This is a genomic window from Pseudomonas sp. BRG-100 (assembly GCF_000737955.1).
Classification (GTDB): Bacteria; Pseudomonadota; Gammaproteobacteria; order Pseudomonadales; family Pseudomonadaceae; genus Aquipseudomonas; species Aquipseudomonas synxantha_A.
Genome location: NZ_JPRX01000001.1, coordinates 2,320,090 through 2,340,018, shown reverse-complemented (window position 1 = coordinate 2,340,018; position 19,929 = coordinate 2,320,090). Strand labels below are relative to the sequence as shown.

Here is a 19,929-nt window from a genome sequence, read left to right as displayed (position 1 = left end):
ATCCATTCCGCACAGGCTTGTGCATGCAGCTTTTTCCGGTTTCAATTTGTATAGCGCGACATAAATAGTGTTTGGTCGGGCCACTCCAGGTTGATGGCGAGTTCACCCGATTTGATCTTTGCCCAAAACCATTGATAGGCCCGGTCAACCCTGGAGCCCGACTTAGGTGTGCGATTGCGGTGCCCTCTCAGTTGTATTGACACCAGGTGTTTGGGAGTCAATTTTGCTGACGTTTCGCCCCAGGCACTTTCATCCATTTGAATTTCTGCAGAGGCCAACGATTTCCCGTTTTCGCGAACCGAAATAAGACGGCAGATGCCCCGATAAGCGCTGTAGTCGTAACCATCAATGCAATGGCCCAGCGCTCGATGTTCCGCATCAAGATCGGCGGGGCACTTCAGTTCGATAATTTGCAGCCCATTTGGACTCACGATGGTTGTGCCGGTTGAATAAAGCAGCGGCTTCCAGGGCGTTAAAGAATCTGTTTTTGTTTGTGGATCTACTGCATCTAAAGCCTCACGTATGTCTATCAACGCGCGGTGAAAGCCATTCACCAAGCTGGCGATCTGGTGATAGGAAGCAGTAGCAATGAAGCTTTTGAGTTTCTGCAGTGCTTCACCAGCAGTTGGTCCGTCGCTCTCATCAACGTTGTTAAAGAGCTCGTTCAGGTCTCGAAAGTCGTCGGCGATTTTGGACCAATTGTCGTCCGACCAATCAGTTGGACACCCTGACAGCAGCCTGTTCCAGTCCTGCGTTTGATCCAGCAGTTGATACGGGATTTTATCCAGCAGGGCGAAGAGAGTGATCCAGTGCGCTTTTTTAAGAGGACGGCGATTGCCCAGTGAGGCTCCCAGCAGCAGTCGATGCCAGGGTCCTTGTGGCCCCTCACGGCTGATACGGGTCAATGCGCTGCCGGTATCGAATACCCGCTGTTGACCCAGGTAGCGCACTGCAGTGCGCGGCGCCTGTAGCAGCCAAGCCAGTGTGTCGGAAAGGGGGAGGCCCGCGTCGGCTATGCGACCTATCAGGCACTCTTCAGCGGAAATCAAATAACGGTCCTCGCTCCAGTATGGGCGCCACCCCTGAAGTTCATCCCATGGGCAGTTCATGTATACCTGCTGCTGCCCATCCCACGGCCACGGCCATTGATCTACTAGTACCAGAAGTGGAATCAGTACTGGCTGGGCTTTTAGGGCCTGGAGGCGGCGTTTTCGGTCACCTTGAGCCAGCCAGTTATAGAGCTTGGGTGAGGGACATTGCGCTGAACGAATGGCGAATAAAAGCTCTTGGTCCAGACACTGGCAAAACTGCTTCAGCGTGCTGCCAATCTGCTTTAGGTAAAATCGGGTGCGGGGATTGAAGTACCGATTGTTGCTCGCTGTCCAATCGAAGCCGCGGCGATTAAAGCTTCCGAGATCATCAATCGATAGGGCTTTCGCCCTCTCTCCAGCCGACTTGCAGAAGGAGGTCAGTAGGACGTCTGCATACCAGCGTTTTTCAAACCTGAGCAGTAGCTGCTGGGCCACAATTGCGGTGGGTTTTCTCTTATGCACGCGGTCCTTGCTGAAGATTTTGCAGGCCTTAACCTGATGACCATCGAAGTATTGGAGGTGATCGCCGATTCTGGCCAGGACCGGCCGTGTTTGATCATCTGTAGAGGGCAGGGCTACGCACCAGCAACGAGTATGGACAGTGGAACTCAGATAGGTCTCGATGAAGGAGGTCAGCTGGGAGGGCGGTATGTTAAATTGTAAAGCCCAGGTCTGGGCGACTTCAATTTGCCGGTCTGAGAACTTCTCCAGCTTCGGCGCTAAGATGCGCAGCCCCACCACCGATTGTCTCTTCTGTACGCTCACCCATGACCTCCTCTGCAATTTCGCAGAGGACTGTCAGGTATAGGAATGGTGGGCTTCCAGGGTTAATGAGTAACGGCGTTGTCGGTGATTTATATCGGCAATGGCAGAAGTCACAGCCCTCTGGGTTTACTGAGATCGGGTTTGCCATTCAAGTTTGGAAAACTCACCTTGCATCCATTCGATTTAAAGCCTGTACAACCCCAAAAGTCATAGCCACCGTCTCCTTTTTTCTGTCGCCTTGCGAGGGGCTGATTGCACTTGGGACAGTTGAAAGCGCCACCTGCTGTGGCTGGGCGTGGAGCGGACGCCATCGGCACACTCGGCATTCCACGTTGCTGAGACAGTTCCTCTTCCAAGCGCCTATGCAGACGTGCAACGACAGCTCCATAGGTGTCTTGGCCCTGGGCGATTTTGTCCAAATCGCGCTCCAGCTTTCTCGTAAAATCGAGCTCCACGAAACTGAAGAACCCTTCCAGCTTCGCGATTGTTTCCTCCCCCAGCGGCGCCGGTACCAGCTTGCGGCTTTTTTCCTCGATCATTCCTTTGCTGGTGATGTTCTTCAAGATCGAGGCGAACGTACTGGGACGGCCAATACCGCGGCGCTCCATTTCCTTGATTAGACTGGCCTTGGTGTAGCGGGATGGCGGCTGGGTTTTCTTCTTCAGCAGTTCTCCGTTGTGCACAGAGAGGATCTGTTTTGGTGAGAGTGCAGGAACTGGGTTGCTCGCTGCTGCATCTTCCTCATCGTCTGTGTCATCGCCCTTGAGCAGTTTCCGCCACCCAGGATGAAAAAGGGTTTCACCAGTTGCATTGAATCGCAGAGCCTTACCATTTGGGCCAACCGCGAGCAGTTTCACAGCACGCATGTCGAATACTGCCGCTTCGATCTGGCTGGCCAGCGCCCGGACCCAAATCAACTTGTACAGGGCGAGCTCCTCGTCGTTCTCACCAGCTTTTGTATCAGCCCAATGCGTCGGGGTAATAGCGGGATGGCCTTCCTGCGCGCCTTCTGCGGCCTTGAATGTACGTCGCTCGTCGACGGTCTTCAACCCGATAGATCTAGCTAGGGTTCTAATATCCTCCATGGCCTCGTCTGGTACGTTGGGATTATCCGTCCTGTGGTAGGTGATCACGCCTTGTTCATACAGTCGCTGGGCGACTTGCATGGTCTTGTCCGGGTCCCATTTCAAGGCGTTGCTGGCCGCTTGCTGTAGGGTGGAAGAGATGAAGGGCGCGGGTGGGTGGCGCTCGGCCTTGCGGTCTTCACAGGACTCGACGACGACATTACGTGTGCCGGCGACGAGTTGGGCCAGGTTGGCATCTTGAACGTAAGGGAAGTCTTTGCTCGCGAAATCCGGTACCGGTTGCCAATCTGCATACCAGGTGGTGGCCTGATTCATATCCACAAAGTTCAGACGCACACCGAAGTGGTTGACTACCTGAAAGTTGCGGATCTCGCGCTCGCGCAAAACCACCAGGTATACGGCAGGCGATTGCACGCGGCCTGCAGAGGTGGGCTTGCCCATCAGTCGGCGTAGCTCCTGAGTCACCAGGTAACCCACCAAGCGATCAAGTACACGCCGGCATTCTTGTGACGCGACTCTGTTCAAATCGATTTGGCGAGGATTGGCTAGAGCCTCTGCGACACGCTTCAGGGTGATTTCATTGAAGGTGATGCGTTTGTAGGATTTGACCGCCAGTACCTGCTGGATGTGCCAGCTGATGCTTTCACCTTCGCGATCCGGGTCGGTTGCGAGGTAGATTTCATCGGCCTGTTTAGCTGCGGCCTTGATGGTCCGCACGGCCTTGGCGCTCTTATCCAGGATTTCGTACACCGGTGTGTAATTTTTGCGGACGCCTGTGGTGATCATGCTGTCGTCCTGCCCTCTGGCCGGCAAGTCACGTATGTGCCCACCACTGGCGACAACCAACCAGTCTTCGCCTGGGCGCAGCTTCTTCATCATTGGCTGAAGCTTTTTCAGCTTCCCAGGTGCCTCGATGATCAATAGCTTCACGGTGTGCCCCTTCTCAATTATGCAGAGAGGGACTGTCACGTCATGGCAGGTAGGGCTTCAATGGGAAATGGTCAATGCACAACGGGAGGCTTTTAGCGGCTAGAGGTTCAGCGTCAGCTGCTGTTCCTGGGCAAAGCCCTTTAGCCACGACGTGCGCATCGCAGGATGGTGGTAAGGGCAGTCATACACCCGTAGCCCTTTTCGGGCGGCGTCAGCACCGGCTGTTTGAACGGCAGTATGAGGGTTGTTGAATTGCCGCCTATCTGCTGGTTTCAAAGAAGTTCGAGATTGCGCCATTGGCTATGGGTCCCCGAAGAACAGATCTATCAGACTGTAACATCACGAATAGGGCTTTTTTTCCTCAAAAACGGAAGTTTTAAACTTCTGTGCTTGAGATAGCCGAATGGAAGTATGACTCAACCTGAAAGTTAACGAATGGCGCGATTTTTTTGCCAACCAATTGGCGGGCTTTATGTCAATTCGTAGCCGGCTCGTCCGTCCAGTTCGCAGCTCTGATCCACGCGATGAAGTCCTGAGTGGATTGTCCGCTTTGAACACGTAGTTGTTCCAGCTTGCCGTATAAGTGTTCAGTCATTTCGTCGTCGTCAAAGTCGACGCGGTATTCAGTATCTAAGCGGTATTCATCGAGCAAGGTGCTGATAAATCGGCGGGCTTGCCAGGTATCAAGGTCTGTCTCTTCACGGCCCCCCATCAGATACTCTCCCGTTCGCCACCCAACTGGAGCCCATGATGCTCGGTTTAGGTCCAGGGTGAGCCCGTAGTAGTCCGGAGCATTCACCTCGCTTTCATCAAAGTAAGCCCAGTACACACGACCTAAAGCTGGATGCTCTGCGCCAATGACAACGTACCCTGTTGGGTCCCTCAAAACTTCATCCATCGGCACGTCCTAATTTGTAGTGGTTCCCTAATGAGGTCGGGGGAAACCATGAGCTATTTCCCCCAACACCGACAGCTACACGATTGGGCCGAAAAATTAAGCCCATGTTTTCAGAATTGCGGTGGATCGGTATCTGGATATTCATCCGGGCCTGGAGCTGGCTGCGGCCGCGATTCGGGTCTGTTGGACTGTTGCGAACTTTGGTTTTGCGAAGGCGCCAGATTCACCATGGTCACGCGGTGCGGCAGCATGCCGACCCGGCTGGCCTGGATTTTCAAAGCTTCGAATTCGCCTTCGTCGTTCTTCCAGCGGTCCATAACAGCGCGACCGGAAACCAGCACTCGCATACCTTTCTGGAACAGTTGCGAATAATGCTCGGCGTCCTTGTGCCACCACTCCACATTCGCCCAAAAACCGCCACGATCTTCGTAGCCGCCTTTGCCATCCGGAATCGAATTGTCAAAGTAAACGTTGGCTCGCATGAGTCGACGTGGATCTTTATTGCCGTTGGGGAATTCTTTGAATTCCGGTGCAGAACCGATATTGCCTTCCCAGCCTTGTACGGGCGTGCCCATGAGTATTCTCCGCGGTTATTGGTGTTGCGTTGGGTTGTTGAGCTGCTGCAGGCGAGCGGTATACACGGCCTCTGCCTGGCCCATTTTTTCTGCGCACTCGGCGGCCTGTTTGGTGATCGAGTGCAGCAAACTCATTTGCATGTTCAAGGTGATGCGCTGCAGCTCCATCACGTAAAGATCCTGCAGCATGGATTCCGGTGTTCTTGGCGAGCCCATCATTTCTGCCCAAACCCCTACGCCCATCCTCCGATCTGTCACCAGCTGCCATCTCAAAAACTGGGTACCGGCTTGGGTGTTTTGCTCAGTCAACCGCACTGGAACAAGGGTGAATGGATATCGGCGGGCTTGGCTCAGTACTTCCTGGGCAAGAGCTTTTAAGTCCGATTCTTGAGCTCGGCAAAGATCGGCAAATTGGGTCAGCTCCCCCTTACCTTTAAAAGGCTTTAAAAGGCCCTTTAGTGAGGCAGCCTGTTGCAGTCGCTGAAAGGCTTCCTGTTGCAGTGGCCGGAAGGCGGTCTGTTGCAGCGACCCATCATTTGAGGGAATCTGGCCCATGCTCTTAACCCTCAACGGAGTCATCGAGATGATCATCCGTCTCGGTTTGCTGCTGACCGCGGATGATCGGTGGCGCGAAATTCGAACGGCGGGTGCCTTCCAGGATGTCCTGTGGCAGCTCACCGTACCGCTCGTACATTTTGCGGGCTGCTTCAGCCTTGGCATTGTTTGCAGCGAAGTCGTCGCGGGTAGCGCCTGAGTACTTATATATCTGGGCCAGACCAAACAGTCTCCGCAGTACCGCTGCGCCTTCATCGATCCAGGTTTCCATATCGTGCCGCCCGACAAGACCAACGTGCTGGGCCAGCAGAATGCGTCTGACAATTTCGTCATAGTTCGTCAGCAGGTACACCGCCTGAAATCCCAGAGGGTTGGAGATATACAGCGGGAGGCTGACAGGCTGGATCGACAGGTTTTCGCTAATGCTGATGGCCGGCGGAAGGGAGGCCATGGCTGTGTCCAGTCGATCTTCGATGGTCTTTAGCGCTTCCTTGGAATCGTTGATCTTTTCTTCGAGGAGGATCATCCACCAGTCAGAGTAGGGATCATCCTGTTGGGCGCCACGAGACATCCGATTGACGACAGTGCAGAACCCTGACAGACCGATGATGCCGGCTTTGAGGTCATTTTTAGGGCGCCCCATCCATATACGAGCGGCATGGTGAGTGTGAAGGGTGAGCTTCACATCGCTGCGCAGTGAACCGATGTTGAGCCGGAAGTTATCAGCCATGGTGCAGTGTTTCCTTGGGAAGAGGATTGACGTACCCATGCTGCAATTTGGCTATAGGAGACGCAGCATTAAATGCGTAGCCCGATGGAAGGGGATTTGTTGAGGCTTCTATATATAGGAAGAGCTGTAACTCGCCAGTGAGCTTAAGACCTCCACTGATGCCGGATCCTGTAGGGGTGTTGCGGGCCGCAACACTTACATGGCTGCCACCACCGATATCGTATCCTGGCAAGGTGGTGCGGGCCGCACCATTTGCGTGTCGGCCACCACCGATGCCGGATTCTGCGAAGGTGGTGCGGCCCGCACCACTTACATGGCTGCCACCACCGATATCGTATCCTGGCAAGGTGGTGCGGGCCGCACCATTTGCGTGTCGACCACCACCGATGCCGGATTCTGCGAAGGTGGTGCGGCCCGCACCACTTACATGGCTGCCACCATCGATGCCGGATTCTGCCGGGGTGATGCGGGCCGCATCACCTGTATTGCTGCCGGCACCGATATCTGATCCTGCTGAGGTGGTGCGGGCCGCACCACTCACATGGCTGCCACCATCGATGCCTGAGCCTGTTGAGGTGGTGCGGGCCGCACCACTCACATGGCTGCCACCATCGATGCCTGACCCTGCCGAGGTGGTGCGGGCCGCACCACTTACATGGCTGCCACCATCGATGCCGGATTCTGCCGGGGTGGTGCGAGCCGCATCATCTGTATCGTTGCCGGCATCGATATCGGATCCTGCTGAGGTGGTGCGGGCCGCACCACTTGCATGGCTGCCGCCATCGATGCCGGATCCTGACAAGGTGTTGCGGGCCACAACATTTGCTGTGTCGCCGGTCCAGATTCCGGCCACGGCCGCTGTGCTGTGGGCCGCGTTACCTCGATGACCTCGTTGTCCACCTAACATCACGGATGTGTACCCCGATTAGGCTTCAGCAGATGCAACATTCCGCTGAGTGAGTGTTTTGCGGTTTGTATCGACTCAGGGCTACGGGGCTGAGTTACCGTCTTCGTCGGCTGCTCTGTGCCCTCTGGCGGCGCTGAAGCTTCTTGACGCTCGTGACTCGCTTTTGCCTTTTCGTCAGGGTTCCATTGACTGTTGAAATCGCCGCGAACGGCCATTCCGACGAGTGTCATCAAGTAACCCAGCGGGTTACGGACACCTCCCGAGTCACAGCGGTGGACCCATTGTTTGATCAGCGCCGGTTTCAACTCTGCTGGAACCTTTTGCAGCGCCATGACCGCGTTCTGTTTTTGCTCGACCGGTAGACGATGCAGTGCACCGCGTAAATCGGCAGCCATGTCGTTTGGTGTGGGCGGTACGTGTACAGAGCTTTTACAAACATCTTTGTGTGTATCTGTATACGTACTATATGAGTTCGGATGCCGAACTAAGTCCGAACTCAGGGATTTACGGCTGAGTTCGGCATCCGAACTCTGCTCCAAAGCGATTCGCTCTTCGTCTTTTTTGCTGAGTTCGGTATCCGAACTCAGTGGAGATAGAGCTATATTTTGCTGAGTTCGGATTCCGAACTCTGCCGCTTTGAGAACGACTGGAGCCTGCGCTTTGGTCCAGGCCTGGCTGTTCATTCGGGATTCGATGATGTCCAGCCGGCTAGGTAAGCGTTGGCCAACGTCAGGATCAGTTGCAAATTCCTTCCAGGCAATTTCCGCTACTTCGCGAATCACCTTGGTCTGGTGCTGCATTGACTGCGCGAGTAGCTGCAAGTAGTCCTTGTCGAACTCTAGAGCTTCGGCCGGTGTGACCGGTTCGTCATGAAGCAGGTAGACGTTGCCTTGCACTTGTCCACTCAGATCATTGCGCACCCGTCGCCCCAGGCTAAGCCAACGGGTGAGACGTAAGGTCACTAATGCTTTTGATACAGTTTCACGTGAGGCAGGCCTACCGGGTTGCATACCCAAATATGGCCGCAGTTGGTCATAGGTAGGGAACGCCGTAAGGCCGTCGTCATTGATCAGTAGGCGAAATACCTGCCAGGTGTTTCTTTCAAGCGGGGTTAAGCGATCATCCAAAAGCAATCGGCGAGGTACCGTTTCGTGTGGGTTCCCGCTGAAAATAATTCCGGAGTAGGGGGAAGACCCTTCAATCCCCGGAGGCGCCGACTCTTTTTTCTGAAGCAAGTGAGCTTCAAGGTGACCCGAGGCCGAGTCTAAAAGCGTCGACAAGGGGAGCCGAGACAACCTCATAATACAGAGTCACCTTCCACCGATGTCGCTGCTGGCTGTGCAAGTCGTTGAGAAGACACAAGCTGTAGCCTTCTCGGAAGGCCAGGGTTTGCAGGAGGGTAAAGCCCTTCCTTTATCCAGGACTGAATGCGATGCCAGATGATGGCCAGGCTGAGGTTTTCGTGGGTTTCATCTGGGCTAGTATCCTGTGGAGCATTGAGTTCCTCGGCGACTAACATGGCGATGTCCAGCAACGCGAGACTGTCGCCAAGCTCTACCTGATGCTCTTGCATTAGGTGCGTCCATCGGTACCAAAGCTGAGCGTCCATCTCCTCACTGAATTCGCGCCAACGGCCACGACGTGCCGTCACGCCGATCATGAGGCGTTGAAGGGCCACATCCTGCGGAGACAGCCCGAAGAACTGTTGCAGCATTTGAGTGGTCGCGCCAAGTCGCAGCGCACGTTCAATCATGCGCACTTCTTCATCAGAACGCTGCGCGCCTGACAGTAGTTTTTTTACCATGTCCCCATCAATGGTGACGTTGCACCAAGACACGGGAGTGTTAAGCAGCAAGCTCAGTACTGAAGGTTGTTGGAGCTGAGCCAATATCTCTGGCTCCAGGCCCATTTCGATGCAGCGCCGAAGTTGGCCATTACGCATGTGATGAAGCACCTGTGACAGGATTGCTTCATTTATTGGTGTCTTGGACATGACGACTCCCCCTTGTAGAGTCCGTGTGTTAACTGGCTGAATTCGGACCGTTGTTGGCGACTGACTGGATTTCCAGGTCAATCAAACGTCTTGCGAGACGAATAATGCGGAACAGCTTCACTAAAGCGCCGTCGCTGAGACGGCATTCACTTTCAGGGGGCTGATCTTTTGTGTGAGGCTGGCCCAGTAAGATCTGGCCCAGCCCGGCTGCGAACTCGAAGTCAGCCAAAGCGTCGATTTGAAGCTCGGGTTGCTGCTGAATCATTTTCAGTACGATGGCCATTGAGCCGCTCAAAGACTGGAGCAGCGTCAAGGTATGTTGGGCTGTGGCAGTAATTTCGACTTCCGCTTCGGGGTGTCGGTAGCTGAACCCGACGCCACCATCGATATCGATAAATTGACCTGGGGCTTTGACCGAGCTGGCTATTTCGCGAGCCAATTGAGCAATGTGCTGACGCAGGGTTGCGGTATTGTCTATTTCGCGTTCGATGTACCAAAGGTCAGAAATGGGATTGAGTCCGCCCGCTTGAACAGGTATGGCCACCAAGGCATTGGAGGCGAAGTCGGGCAAGACCTCACCGTCAAGCGCAGCGAGCTCCCGTTTCATCTTGTCGACTCTGGGAGAAGTCTTCACAGGACTCGCAACGTGCCCATCGATACGTGCTTGGCGCTCTTGTGGGCTCATTTGCTCCTGCGGAGTAGGGGCCAGTTGCTGTTGGACCCCTTGAGGTGAAGGACTCTCTTTGGAGGGCGTCGTCTTATGTGTGCTGCCCCCCGAAGGAGCAGGGGGTAGTTGTAGAGGGTTCTGATTAGCCTCAATGCCATTGTTTGAGGCGTTAAGTTGAGTCCCCCCCTCAAATTGCGATGCAGGGTACTGTGGCAGCTCAAGAACCGGCGTAGAGCGGCGCAACTGGTCCTGGTTCTGAGTGATTTCCAGCAGTATCTTTTCGTAACCGAGATTTAAAGGCTTTTTGAGCTGATCAATTAGTTCGTCCTGGAATCGCTTGAACAGAAACTCTTCTGCATCGCCCTCAAACTGGGACAATACATCTTGAAAAATTGTCTCAAATTCTAGAATCGGCCCATTTTCTTGCGTTTGGTAATTGCGCTCCCAGCACTGCAAGGCGCTCTTTCTCAAAGAAAGAAGCTTCGAAACTCGGTCTACACCTAGTCCGGAATACAGCACCGTAGGAATTGCAGGAAGCAGGTAGCGGATGGCGTCCTGCATTCGGCTTATGTGCGTATGAGAGATAGGGTAGCCATCTGCGCTGAGCCGCCGTGAAAGCTCACGCAATGAGATAGATTCCCCTGCCTCTGTTTCATATAGCGCTCTCGCTTTGTCGACCCCAATAGCCCGCTCAATGAATAGGAGCTGGCCTTGCAGGTCGTTTTCAGCCAAGTGGCCGGTGAGCGAGATGATTTCGCCCCGAACGGCGTCCCAGGGGCGAAATAGGCAGTGAAACTTGAAGTACTTCTCGTCGCCGGTCTCACGATACAACTCGTTTAAAATTGCCAGACGAGTGTTACCGCCGTTGCGGATCCGGTACTTATCTTCCCCAGGTTTACGGGTTACGGGAGGTGGCGTATCGAGACCCCGATTTCGTATCGACTCTTTAATTTCATCGTACTTCGGGTTACGAGTCGTCCTTGGGTTTTCGTCATACGGCAGCGTTTCGTCGAGGGTCAACAGCATGGGTGTATCAACGATGGGGTCACTCATCCGCGCCGCCACTGGCGACTTCGATTCAAACGCCGGCAGCAACAGCTTATCTTTCATGGTCTGGGCCAAAGACGGTTTCATACTCTGGCTCCTGGCTGCTCGTAAGCCGGGCTTGCCGCCAAAAGCTGGTCAATGATTTTTAAAGCACGATCAAGAGCGGCTTCAAGTTCGGCAGTTGTTTCCAGCCGATAAACAATTTCTGAGTTCATCGACCTGGCGTTGTCACGTGCTTCCAACGCGATGCGTTCGCGCATCCCGTCGGGAAGGCGAATAACGAATTTTTCTTCATGCAGACGCTTTGGTTTGTTACTCATGGTGGGCTCCGATGCCTAGGGTAGAAAGTGTGTTCAGCGACGTTTCAACTGATCAGTGAGTTGGGTAGGTAACCCCTTGATGACTAATGAATTGGACGCCTCGTCGTACTCGATCTTGTCCCCTAGCAGATGCGCTTCAAAACTGATGGACAAGCCTTCGGCACGGCCGGTGAACCGACGGAATTGGTTGAGAGTGCGTTTATCCAGGGGGATTTCCGGCGACAGGCCGTAGTCCTTATTGCGGATATGGTCGTAGAACGCCTTGGGCCGATCTTCATCGATCAGGCCCGAGAGTTCCTCCAGGCCCATGGGTTCACCGAGCTTGGCCTGGCTGGTGGCGTAGTCCACCAGGGCCTTGGTTTTCTCGCGGGCCGATTCGTCTGGCAGGTCTTCGTTTTCAACGAAGTCGCTGAACGCCTTGAGGAGGGTGCGGGTTTCGCCCGGGCCGTCGACGCCTTCCATGCAGCCAATGAAGTCGCTGAAATACCCCGAGATCTTCTTACCGTTCTTGCCTTTGATGTACGAGATGTACTGCTTGGACTGTTTGTTGTTCTGCCACTCGGACAGGTTTATACGCGCCGCCAGGTGCAGCTGGCCAACGTCCAGGTGGCGTGAAGGAGTGACGTCCAGATCGTCAGTAACCACCACGCCTTCACTGTGATGGAGCAGGGCAACAGTTAGGTAGTCGGTCATGCCTTGCTGGTAATGGGCAAACAGTACGTGGCCACCGGTGGAGAGGTTGGATTCTTCCATCAGCTTTTGCAGATGCTCGACCGCCGTGTGGCTGAAGGCGGCGAAGTCCTGGCCACCTTCAAAGTACTGCTTTAACCAGCCGCTAAACGGGTGCGCGCCGGACTCGGCGTGGAAGAAACCCCAGGCCTTGCCTTGTTTGGCGTTATAGCTCTCGTTGAGGTCGGCAAGCATGTTCTCGATGGCGACCGATTCGGATAGCTCCGAATCGCGTGCCTGGAGAACAGCAGGTGTGCCATCGGGTTTTTTGTCGATCAGGTGGACGATGCAATGACGGATAGGCATTAGATTGCCTCCTGCGAATGTAGGGTTTGAGCTCGATCAGCACGACGAATACGGGCTTTGGCATTGAGGCCTGAGCGGTAATCGCTTGCGGTTGATGAGGTGTAAATCGATCCAAGGCCAGACTTGGTGAACTTGATGTGGCCACCTTGAGTGCGAGACACCGTCCAGCCATTCGCTTCAGCAAACTTCACGAGTACACGAAGGCTCTCGCTTTTTCCGCGTAGGAGATTGGTGGTCATAGCTCTGCATCCCTGGCTGCCAGAACGTTACCGGTCTGGATCGCGATGATTTCAGCCTGGTCGCCAGGAAACTTGGTACCGAGCTCATGCAAAAAGTGACGCATAGCCTCACGTGCTCCAGGGACGCGGAACACCACGCTGCAGTGCTGAACTTCCGCGGGGTGTTGCAGGTGAGACATGACGGCCACTTTCAGCGAGCAGCACTGGAGGTAGCGGGGCACCCAAACCGACCAGAAGTAGCTGGATAGCAAGGCGCCCGCGCAGAGCAGTTCAACGGTAATTGTTGCGCTGAGCGTGTTGGTCAGCTCGACGTAGCCGAGCTTCTCAAACTCCAACAGATACTCACGCATGCTCATTGGGACCACGGTGCTGTGGTCACGAGCAAGGCGGCCGATCGCTTGAGCTAATGCGTCGAGCTCCACTGGGTTTATCCCAGATTTATGGGCATGAGCCACGGCAGAGGCTTCGAACACGGCACCGGCATGCATACTAGGAAATAGTTCGGCGCTACTGTGCATCCGACACCTCCTGAAGCTCCTCGATGTCATAGCTATTGCAAGTAGGGCAAATAAGCTCGTCCACTTCACCGCCGGGTAAGGCTGGAGCGCCACTCACTTGATGTTTTGGGTGGTGGCTATCGCATTGAAGGCACCAGTGAGTGATGCGGACGAGAGTATTCATCGCTGAGGTGTGCTTTTTCATATTTGAGCCCCTTGCCAGCCGGCGTTGGGACTGAGGTTGGCAAACCGGGTCTGATTGGCGATGAAGACTGTTCGTACGGTCCCAGTTGGGCCGTTACGCGCCTTGCCGAGAATGATTTCTGCAATGCCTTTGTGTTCGCTCTGAGGGTGGTACACCTCGTCCCGGTAGACGAACATAATCAGGTCCGCGTCCTGTTCAATCGCACCGCTATCACGCAGGTCTGCGTTGATCGGACGCTTATTTGGCCGTCGCTCCAGTTCTCGGTTGAGCTGGGAAAGCGCAACCACCGGGCAATTCATCTCTTTCGCCAGGGCCTTGAGGGATTGGGATATAGCGCTGATCTCGTTGGCTCTGTTTTCCTGACCTGGGCAGCGCATGAGCTGCAGGTAATCGATTAGGATCAAGCTCGGGTGCCCGAAGCGACGAGCTGCTCGACGAGATTTGGCTCTGATTACTGCAGGCGTGAGCGCTGATGAGTCGTCGATGACCAGGCGCTCGCCATAGCCATTGATACGAGAAACCGCTGCAGTCAGCTTCGGCCAATCATCATCATCGAGCTTGCCCTTCAATAGCCTGCCCAGATCGATATGGCCTAGGATGCCCATCAATCGATACATCAATGCTTTGGCCGGCATCTCCATGCTGAAAACCTGAACTGTACGATCAAGCTTTGCCTGCAGAGCCGTATCTATGAAGTTCAAGGCCAGAGAGGTCTTCCCCATAGACGGGCGCGCGCCGAGGATGATCAGGTCGGCTTCTTGAAAACCCGAAGTCAGCTCGTCCAGGTCCTCCAGGCCTGAAGGCAGGCCGGTCACGGTGATATTGCCGTTGAAATGTTCGTCTATTTGTTCGACGACATTCGTCAGGCACTGGTTGATATTGACGAATTCCGTTGCGCTCTTGCCCTCACCCAGAGCGAACAGTTGCTGTTCAATTGATTCTTGAACATCCTCCGCACTTGCCAACGGGTCTGTCGCCTCGCGAGAGCATTGGTATCCAAGGGACATGAGCTGTCTGAGCCGAGAGCGATTACGCACGATGGATGCGTAATGCTCGATGTTGGCTACAGACGGCGTGTTTTTGGCCAGCTCGCCCAGATAGCCCAGCCCTCCGGCTTCGTCTGGCTCCTCCAACGCGTTGTGGACGGTGACGATGTCGAACGGAATCGACTTGTCAGCAAGGCTTGCCATTGTCCGGAACAGCAACCGATGGTCGTGTCGAAAAAAATCAGAGGCATCCAGTTTGTCCGCGACGAGATCCCAGGTGTTGTTGTCGAGCAGTAGCCCACCTAACACACCTTGTTCAGCCTCTACGGAGTAGGGCGGTGATAGGTCAAGGTGATTCATTTCCCTGACTCCTGACCTATCTGAAGAAAACCACTCCCGTTGCGTGCCCCCAGGGCTTTGACCATGTCGACTTCAACCTTCGCTGAATTGATCATGACCTGAGCAACCTCCGCTACCGCTTTAGCCCGTTCAATTTCCATTGGTTTTTCCGGGTCCAGGAGGCTCTCGATCGCGACGAACAGGTGATTACGTAGATCTTCAATCTTGTTCTTCATTTTCAACCTCCCGGATGGTGCGTTTGAGTTTGCCGATAGCGCGTATTGCGGATTTCAGCTCTTCCGGATACCGATGAATGGTGTTACGACGCATGCGTTCTGCCCTCGTCAGTAACTCCAGGTTATTCAGGGCTATATGGGCCTTGTTGCCGTCCTTGAAGCACACGAACATGTTTAAAGGGACTGGTCCGTGATGCTCCTCCCAGAGCAGTACGTGCACCGCTTTCCAGTCAACGGGTGGATAACCGGTATCGGTGATTTTCTTCTGCTGATAGCCGTCAGGAGTCGTGCGCAGGCTGCCAACAGGGAGCCAGTTCCCTGGTTTATTCCCCGCCTTAAACTGCGTTTGAGTCATGCGGCCAGAGGAGGGGAGCCCCTTGAGGCCCTTATTCCACGGGACAAAACCCTTGGGAAAGCGGAATTCAGCGCCCAACTTGCCGTCAAGCCGGCCACAGAGACTACTGCGAAGAAACTCGGTGCTTTTGCTCAAACCCAGCCGTTTGGCTTTGGCATAGACCTGATAGACGCTGAGCCCCAATTCGGCGGCTAGGACATGAGTCGGTTCATCGGGATAACGGGCAATGAGCGTGCGCTCTTCTGCCTCACTCCAAACATGGTGTTTGTGAACCGGGGTAAGCCCAAGCTGGGATCTGGCTTGTTCCAGCGCCGCCATGGCCAAAGGTGAAAGCGAATGAGTTCTCATTGGCTCCCCCCATGCCCAAGGGCTCCTTGCGACTGCTGTCCAACACCACGATGCAGCCTGGCATGCTTGCCCTGGTCCCATCCCGCTTGCAAAGAGCGGGTGTCATGACCTTTGGCTTCGATGGGCTTGATAATGGCTAGTGTTAGTTTTGGATGGTGCCATTCCAGGTAGGCTTGGATCTCCAGCGCAGTGTTTTCGTCTATCCCGCCTGCAAACTGGTTCACCTTAGAGGCGACGGCATTGAGCCAGCCCTCTGCAAACAGTTGGCCACGGTGACGTTTGGTTTTTAGTTGGCAGCGCTTCTGCTGGGCAACATGAGCTCGTCGGGCTGCGACAAGCTGGTGATGCAGCGTTGAATAGGTGTGAGCTGCCAGCTCGGGTGAAATACCTTTTCCCAAGAACTTGAAGGACCAGCCAAGCAGCGGATTGAAATACGCCAAGTGGCTGCAATCGAAGGCTTGGGAGCAGATTGAGGCCAGGTTGTGCAGCCAATCCTGCGGTGCCCTACGGGTTTTGGTACCCACAATGGCTTCTTCGATTGTATGGGCAGCAACTTCGGTGTGTTCCAGGTTGTACTGCTTCATCAAATGGCGAGCTTGACGAAGTGCAATTTCCACTTCGTTTGGGGCAGCGCCTTGTGACTTGGCCAGCGCCATGAGTTTGGCAACCTTGCTGAGGACTTTTTGCTTGTCCATCATTCGCCCCCTTCCTTTTGAAGGCTGGGGGAGAGCGCTTCTGACCACAGGCGAAGTGTTTCTTCCTCATCAGCAGAGAGGTGAGTCTGTGCAAGACAGTGCGCAACCTTCTGTTTCAAGGCATCAAGACGGTCTTGAACACTCGAGCCATCGTCGTAAGCAATCTCTTGCTCAACAGTTTGCACAACGTCATTACGCAGAGAGAGAACCGTGCTTATCCAAAAAGCACTTGGACTGGTCCAGCCAATAAGCTTTCGAGTTCTAGCAGGCGACAGGTAATCACGGAGCCTGAGATTGAACTCCCTAGGTGAATAACCATTCCTGAAAACGTCTGCGCGATTGAGCGTCAACGCTGTTTTAAGAATATCTAGGAGAGGGTCCAAAGCCGTTGACTCAGGAACAAAAGGTTCTAGATATGTTTCAGCTACCAGGCGTTTGGCTTCGGCATATCGACTTTGCTGACGGCGTTTGGCTTGGCTTTCGTCGCGGCCGCGCTTTTTCTTCGCGTGCTTTATGTTCGAGTTCACAGACTCGATTAGCTTCGCGGCGTCTTGCAAAAGCTGAATCTGTTCAACGCTCAACTGGGCGCCAATCCGACCGGGTAGATGGCAACCGCTTGTCAGGGCTCTGATTTCTCGTGCGGTTCCACTGAGCTTGGCTTGCAAGCTGCGCAATTGCTGAGCGCTGTAGTACTTGCCAACCTCTAGGATGAGATCTGCAGTAATACTGTGGGCGTCGGTAATGGAGGGCTTCGCCATTTCAACGACCCTCCCTCACCAAGTTGGCTACCTTTTCCTCGGTCATGGCCTCGAAGCGGTCACGCCATTCTGGAAAAAGCTCAATGGCCAAACGGCGGATGACGACTAAGGCTGCCGGGGATATTCGGTTTGAAGGCTGTCGGTATTCCAGGCGGTGTACTGGGACGCCCAGGGAAGAACCGCTACGAAACACCACTGCGCTGGGGACGACGCTATCCAGAACGTTGATTTCGTCATTGTCCTGGAAAATTTCCCGTACCGACTGCTCGATCATTTGCGCGTCAGTGGTTTGGTCGAGATTGTTGACGACTATCCGCACGGGTGGGATTTTCATGCCCAGGCGCCCATAGGCGCGCAGGCCGTCCAACATCTGCATGGTTCCCCGGCTGAACTCCCGTGCAGCGAGCATATTGGGCGGAAGTGGCGATATGACCAAATCAGAGGCTAGGACCACCATTTCGAGCATGGCCGATCTGGCGCCTTGGGTGTCAATCAGTACCAGGTCGAAATGATCTTTGAACGCCGGCATCAGGTTGGCGAGCCGCAACCGTCCGTCAGGTGCTTGCAGGAGCAGGCTGTTCAGTTGGTTGTTGATGTCGTTGGAAATGACAAGCGACAGGTTTGGTATCGCGGTGCTGGATATGATCTTGGCTGATTCGGTGATATTGAATGCCAGCAGGTCGTAGATGCCCCCCTGAGCTTCGTCGACCAATTGGTAATACGAGGAGAGTGAGGGCTGTGCAGGATCTAGGTCGATGAGGAGCACGCGCAGGCCTGCATCCGCACAAAAAGCGCCGAGGTTGGCCTCGATGGTGGTTTTTCCTACGCCGCCTTTGGTCGAAACGACCGCAGAGATTTTCATGGTTTGGAGCCTCTAATGTGGGTTCATTAGAGGCTGCGAGGCCACGGAAACAGCTATGTGTAGCGAACACGATCCTGGGCTTTGAAGCACTAGAACCAATTGTCTTTTAACCAATTGGTCGTAGGTTCGAATCCCACACGACCCACCATTTTTGAGACCAGTTCAGGCTGGAATCGAATCTTAAGATCAGAGGCCAAAAGCGCTGATCGAAGAAGGCGACTGAAAGGTCGCCTTTTTTTTACCGGGGTATAGCGCAGTCCGGTAGCGCGCCTGCTTTGGGAGCAGGATGTCAGGAGTTCGAATCCCCTTACCCCGACCATATTAAAAATCCTCGTATCGAAAGATACGGGGATTTTTTTTGCGCGCGCGAATCCTGAATTCTCCTCAAAACAAATGTGGGAGGGGGCTTGCTCCCGATAGCGGTGGGTCAGCTAAGTATTCATTAACTGACACACCGCTATCGGGAGCAAGCCCCCTCCCACAGGTGTTATGCGTTGTTAGTGGAGTTTGAGGCGCGGTTCTGTGCCTCGCCCAATCTTGCTGCCCAGCATCAGCATCGCCGTGCGGAAGAAGCCGTACAGCGCCATCTGGTGCATACGGTACAGCGACACATAGAACATCCGCGCCAACCAGCCCTCCAGCATCACGCTGCCAGTCAGGTTACCCATCAGGTTACCTACCGCCGAGAACCGCGACAGCGAGATCAGCGAGCCGTAGTCGGTGTACTTGTAGGTCGGCAGATCCTTGCCTTCAATGCGCAATTTCAGCGACTTGGCCAACAACGAAGCCTGCTGATGCGCGGCCTGGGCTCGTGGGGGCACATTGCGGTCGGTGCCCGGTTGCGGGCAGGCGGCACAATCGCCAAAGGCGAAGATGTTTTCATCGCGAGTGGTTTGCAGTGTTTGCAGCACCTGAAGCTGATTGATGCGGTTGGTTTCCAGGCCGTCGATGTCTTTGAGAAAACCCGGTGCGCGGATCCCGGCCGCCCATACCTTGAGGCTGGCGGGAATCACTTGGCCGCTGCTGGTAATCAGCGCGTCGGCGGTTACTTCGCTGACCGCCGAGTTGGTCAGCACGGTCACCCCGAGTTTTTCCAGGGTTTTATGCACTGGGCCGCCGATCCGCTCTGGCAGGGCAGGCAATACCCGCGGGCCGGCTTCGATCAGGGTGATATGCATGTTTTCCGGTTTGATGCGGTCCAGGCCATAGGCCGCCAGTTCATGGGCTGCGTTATGCAGCTCGGCGGCCAGCTCCACCCCGGTGGCGCCGGCACCGACGATGGCCACGCTGATTTGTTCAACGGCATCGGTTTGTCCGGCATGGGCGCGCAGGTAGTGATTGAGCAGTTGTTGGTGGAAGCGCTCGGCTTGCTTGCGGGTATCGAGGAACAGGCAATGCTGCGCCGCACCCTCGGTGCCGAAGTCGTTGGTGGTGCTGCCTACGGCAATGACCAGGCTGTCATAGCCCAGTACGCGCGCGGGCACCAGCTCGCGGCCTTCTTCATCGAGGGTGGCGGCCAGCTGGATTTTCTTCTGTTCACGGTCAAGCCCACTCATGCGCCCAAGCTGGAACTCGAAGTGGTTCCATTTTGCCTGGGCGACATAATTGAGTTCGTCTTCCGAAGAATTCAGCGAGCCGGCAGCCACTTCGTGCAGCAGAGGCTTCCAGATGTGAGTCAGGTTGGCGTCCACCAGCGTGATGCTGGCCTTGCCGCGCTTGCCCAGAGTCTTACCCAGGCGGGTAGCCAACTCCAGGCCGCCGGCGCCGCCGCCGACGATAATAATACGATGGGTCATGGGGATATCTCGCAA

22 protein-coding genes and 1 tRNA gene are annotated in these 19,929 nt (G+C 54.9%); 1 reads left to right on the top strand and 22 read right to left on the bottom strand.

All coding sequences use genetic code 11. The features are described from left to right. Positions 1 to 41: 41 nt before the first annotated feature. The 21 genes from JH25_RS0127030 to JH25_RS16970 all read right to left on the bottom strand — a co-directional run bounded on the left by JH25_RS0127030 (position 42) and on the right by JH25_RS16970 (position 18,118). The gene (locus JH25_RS0127030) at positions 42 to 1,856 is read right to left on the bottom strand and encodes a hypothetical protein (protein ID WP_236648034.1); all 1,815 of its coding nucleotides are present in this window, start codon (positions 1,854 to 1,856) and stop codon (positions 42 to 44) included. Between the two features lie 110 nt (positions 1,857 to 1,966). Further along, positions 1,967 to 3,871 (bottom strand): type I DNA topoisomerase, encoded by a 1,905-nt coding sequence (gene topA, locus JH25_RS16885; protein WP_032881097.1) that lies wholly within the window; start codon positions 3,869 to 3,871, stop codon positions 1,967 to 1,969. Between the two features lie 99 nt (positions 3,872 to 3,970). Beyond that, positions 3,971 to 4,168, bottom strand: coding sequence for a CrpP family ICE-associated protein (locus tag JH25_RS27930; protein WP_081883295.1), 198 nt, complete (start codon positions 4,166 to 4,168; stop codon positions 3,971 to 3,973). A 178-nt stretch (positions 4,169 to 4,346) separates the two neighbouring features. Continuing rightward, complete coding sequence (locus JH25_RS16890; protein WP_032877867.1) at positions 4,347 to 4,769, bottom strand: hypothetical protein; 423 nt, start codon at positions 4,767 to 4,769, stop codon at positions 4,347 to 4,349. A 110-nt stretch (positions 4,770 to 4,879) separates the two neighbouring features. After that, entirely contained in the window at positions 4,880 to 5,344 is a 465-nt protein-coding gene (locus JH25_RS16895; RefSeq protein WP_032877865.1) for a single-stranded DNA-binding protein, read from the bottom strand. A gap of 15 nt (positions 5,345 to 5,359) precedes the next feature. Continuing rightward, the gene (locus JH25_RS16900; protein WP_032881095.1) at positions 5,360 to 5,899 is read right to left on the bottom strand and encodes a DUF3158 family protein; all 540 of its coding nucleotides are present in this window, start codon (positions 5,897 to 5,899) and stop codon (positions 5,360 to 5,362) included. 4 nt (positions 5,900 to 5,903) lie between these two features. Continuing rightward, positions 5,904 to 6,629, bottom strand: coding sequence for a PFL_4669 family integrating conjugative element protein (locus JH25_RS16905; RefSeq protein ID WP_032877862.1), 726 nt, complete (start codon positions 6,627 to 6,629; stop codon positions 5,904 to 5,906). Further along, positions 6,622 to 7,482, bottom strand: coding sequence for a hypothetical protein (locus tag JH25_RS28625; RefSeq protein WP_164699513.1), 861 nt, complete (start codon positions 7,480 to 7,482; stop codon positions 6,622 to 6,624). The genes JH25_RS16905 and JH25_RS28625 overlap by 8 nt, the downstream gene beginning before the upstream one ends. A gap of 53 nt (positions 7,483 to 7,535) precedes the next feature. Then, a complete protein-coding gene (locus JH25_RS16915) occupies positions 7,536 to 8,837 on the bottom strand; it encodes an STY4528 family pathogenicity island replication protein (protein ID WP_032877859.1) in 1,302 nt (433 codons plus the stop codon). Further along, entirely contained in the window at positions 8,834 to 9,529 is a 696-nt protein-coding gene (locus tag JH25_RS16920) for a DUF2857 domain-containing protein (protein ID WP_008437329.1), read from the bottom strand. The genes JH25_RS16915 and JH25_RS16920 overlap by 4 nt, the downstream gene beginning before the upstream one ends. Positions 9,530 to 9,557: 28 nt before the next feature. Further along, positions 9,558 to 11,330: a ParB family protein gene (locus JH25_RS16925; protein WP_032877858.1), complete on the bottom strand. Its 1,773-nt coding sequence runs from the start codon at positions 11,328 to 11,330 to the stop codon at positions 9,558 to 9,560. Continuing rightward, positions 11,327 to 11,563, bottom strand: coding sequence for an Arc family DNA-binding protein (locus tag JH25_RS29235; RefSeq protein WP_032877856.1), 237 nt, complete (start codon positions 11,561 to 11,563; stop codon positions 11,327 to 11,329). Before JH25_RS29235 ends, JH25_RS16925 begins: the two co-directional genes overlap by 4 nt. 33 nt (positions 11,564 to 11,596) lie before the next feature. Further along, positions 11,597 to 12,598, bottom strand: coding sequence for a nucleoid-associated protein YejK (gene yejK / locus JH25_RS16935; protein WP_032877855.1), 1,002 nt, complete (start codon positions 12,596 to 12,598; stop codon positions 11,597 to 11,599). After that, entirely contained in the window at positions 12,598 to 12,837 is a 240-nt protein-coding gene (locus JH25_RS27925; protein WP_008437325.1) for a type II toxin-antitoxin system HicA family toxin, read from the bottom strand. Before JH25_RS27925 ends, yejK begins: the two co-directional genes overlap by 1 nt. Continuing rightward, positions 12,834 to 13,355, bottom strand: coding sequence for a hypothetical protein (locus JH25_RS16940; protein ID WP_032877854.1), 522 nt, complete (start codon positions 13,353 to 13,355; stop codon positions 12,834 to 12,836). The genes JH25_RS27925 and JH25_RS16940 overlap by 4 nt, the downstream gene beginning before the upstream one ends. 180 nt (positions 13,356 to 13,535) lie before the next feature. Next, a complete protein-coding gene (dnaB, locus tag JH25_RS16945) occupies positions 13,536 to 14,885 on the bottom strand; it encodes a replicative DNA helicase (RefSeq protein ID WP_032877853.1) in 1,350 nt (449 codons plus the stop codon). Continuing rightward, positions 14,882 to 15,100, bottom strand: a complete 219-nt coding sequence (locus JH25_RS16950; protein ID WP_032877851.1) for a hypothetical protein — start codon at positions 15,098 to 15,100, stop codon at positions 14,882 to 14,884. Before JH25_RS16950 ends, dnaB begins: the two co-directional genes overlap by 4 nt. After that, positions 15,084 to 15,803: an HNH endonuclease signature motif containing protein gene (locus JH25_RS16955; protein WP_032877850.1), complete on the bottom strand. Its 720-nt coding sequence runs from the start codon at positions 15,801 to 15,803 to the stop codon at positions 15,084 to 15,086. Before JH25_RS16955 ends, JH25_RS16950 begins: the two co-directional genes overlap by 17 nt. Beyond that, positions 15,800 to 16,501, bottom strand: coding sequence for a DUF2786 domain-containing protein (locus JH25_RS16960; RefSeq protein ID WP_032877849.1), 702 nt, complete (start codon positions 16,499 to 16,501; stop codon positions 15,800 to 15,802). The genes JH25_RS16955 and JH25_RS16960 overlap by 4 nt, the downstream gene beginning before the upstream one ends. Continuing rightward, on the bottom strand, positions 16,498 to 17,256 hold the full coding sequence (locus JH25_RS16965; RefSeq protein WP_032877848.1) for a hypothetical protein: 759 nt from the start codon (positions 17,254 to 17,256) through the stop codon (positions 16,498 to 16,500). Before JH25_RS16965 ends, JH25_RS16960 begins: the two co-directional genes overlap by 4 nt. Before the next feature lies 1 nt (position 17,257). Next, positions 17,258 to 18,118 (bottom strand): ParA family protein, encoded by an 861-nt coding sequence (locus JH25_RS16970; RefSeq protein WP_032877846.1) that lies wholly within the window; start codon positions 18,116 to 18,118, stop codon positions 17,258 to 17,260. A gap of 242 nt (positions 18,119 to 18,360) precedes the next feature. On the opposite strand from JH25_RS16970, the gene JH25_RS16975 reads away from it, so the two are divergent. Beyond that, positions 18,361 to 18,437, top strand: a tRNA-Pro gene (locus JH25_RS16975). A 178-nt stretch (positions 18,438 to 18,615) separates the two neighbouring features. Here the strand turns inward: JH25_RS16975 and JH25_RS16980 are convergent. Further along, complete coding sequence (locus JH25_RS16980; RefSeq protein ID WP_005784669.1) at positions 18,616 to 19,914, bottom strand: NAD(P)/FAD-dependent oxidoreductase; 1,299 nt, start codon at positions 19,912 to 19,914, stop codon at positions 18,616 to 18,618. Positions 19,915 to 19,929: the final 15 nt, after the last annotated feature.